The 1,146-nt window shown below is 66.0% G+C and carries 1 protein-coding gene; it reads right to left on the reverse strand.

Annotated features, from left to right (window positions below; all coding sequences use genetic code 11):
- Nucleotide 1 precedes the first annotated feature (1 nt).
- Entirely contained in the window at nt 2-1,093 is a 1,092-nt protein-coding gene (locus ACIQNG_RS39110) for an IS630 family transposase (protein WP_401492036.1), read from the reverse strand.
- Between the last annotated feature and the right edge of the window lie 53 nt (nt 1,094-1,146).

The following is a 1,146-nucleotide window of genomic DNA, read 5'->3' on the forward strand; positions in this document are numbered from 1 at the left end:
CCTAGTCTTCTGAGTCGGGAATTCTGTTCAGATATGAGGCGAGGCGTTCGAGGATCTCGTCTGCGGTCTTGGTCCAGACGTAGGGCTTCGGGTCGCTGTTCCACGCGGCGATCCAGGTCCGGATGTCCTGTTCCAGGGCTTGGACGGTCTTGTGGACGCCTCGCCGTATGCGCTTGTTGGTGAGTTCGGCGAACCATCGCTCCACCAGGTTGAGCCATGACGATCCGGTGGGGGTGAAGTGCAGGTGGAAGCGGGGATGGGCCAGGAGCCAGGTCTTGATGGCGGGGGTCTTGTGGGTGGCGTAGTTGTCCAGCACCAGATGGACCTCCAGGCCGGTGGGGACCTCCTTGTCGAGCTTGATGAGGAATTTCTTGAACTCCTCGGCCCGGTGGCGGCGGTGGAGCGATCCGATCACCTTGCCGGTGGCGACTTCCAGGGCGGCGAACAGGGTGGTGGTGCCGGCGCGGACGTAGTCGTGGGTGACCCGCTGAGGGACGCCCGGCATCATCGGGAGCACCGGCTGTGAGCGGTCCAGGGCCTGGATCTGGGACTTCTCGTCCACGCAAAGGACCAGGGCCCGCTCGGGAGGGTCGAGGTAGAGGCCGACGACGTCGTGGACCTTGTCCACAAAGTAGGGGTCCGTGGAGAGCTTGAAGGTCTCCGAGCGGTGCGGCTGGAGGCCGAAGGCCCGCCAGATCCGTGACACGGTCGACTGTGACAGGCCTGTCTCCTTCGCCATCGACCGCGTCGACCAGTGCGTCGCGTCCCTCGGTGTCGACTCCAGCGTCCTGGTGACCAGCGCTGCGACCTGTTCGTCCGTGACCGACCGCGGACCACCGGAGCGCGGCATGTCCCCGAGGCCGGCGATCCGGTGCTCGACGAACCTCGCCCGCCAACGGCCCACTGCATGCGCGGTCGCACCGAGCCGGGCCGCCACATCTTTGTTCGAAGCGCCCTCCGCGCAGGCCAGGATGATCCGGCAGCGAAGCGCCCACGCCTGCGGCGTGGAACGGCGCCGCACCCACCCCTCGAGTGCAGCCCGTTCCTCAACCGACAACGTCAACTTGGCCTTCGGCCGCCCCGTACGCGCCATACCGCAAGCCTACACATCTGAACAGAATTCCCGACTCAGAAGACTAGGGGGTG

The organism is Streptomyces sp. NPDC091377 (genome assembly GCF_044757045.1).
Classification (GTDB): domain Bacteria; phylum Actinomycetota; class Actinomycetes; order Streptomycetales; family Streptomycetaceae; genus Streptomyces.

What these genes read in the sequence shown, in the direction of transcription:
- ACIQNG_RS39110 (WP_401492036.1), bottom strand. Translation starts at nt 1,093, where the DNA reads ATGGCGCGTACGGGGCGGCCGAAGGCCAAGTTGACGTTGTCGGTTGAG.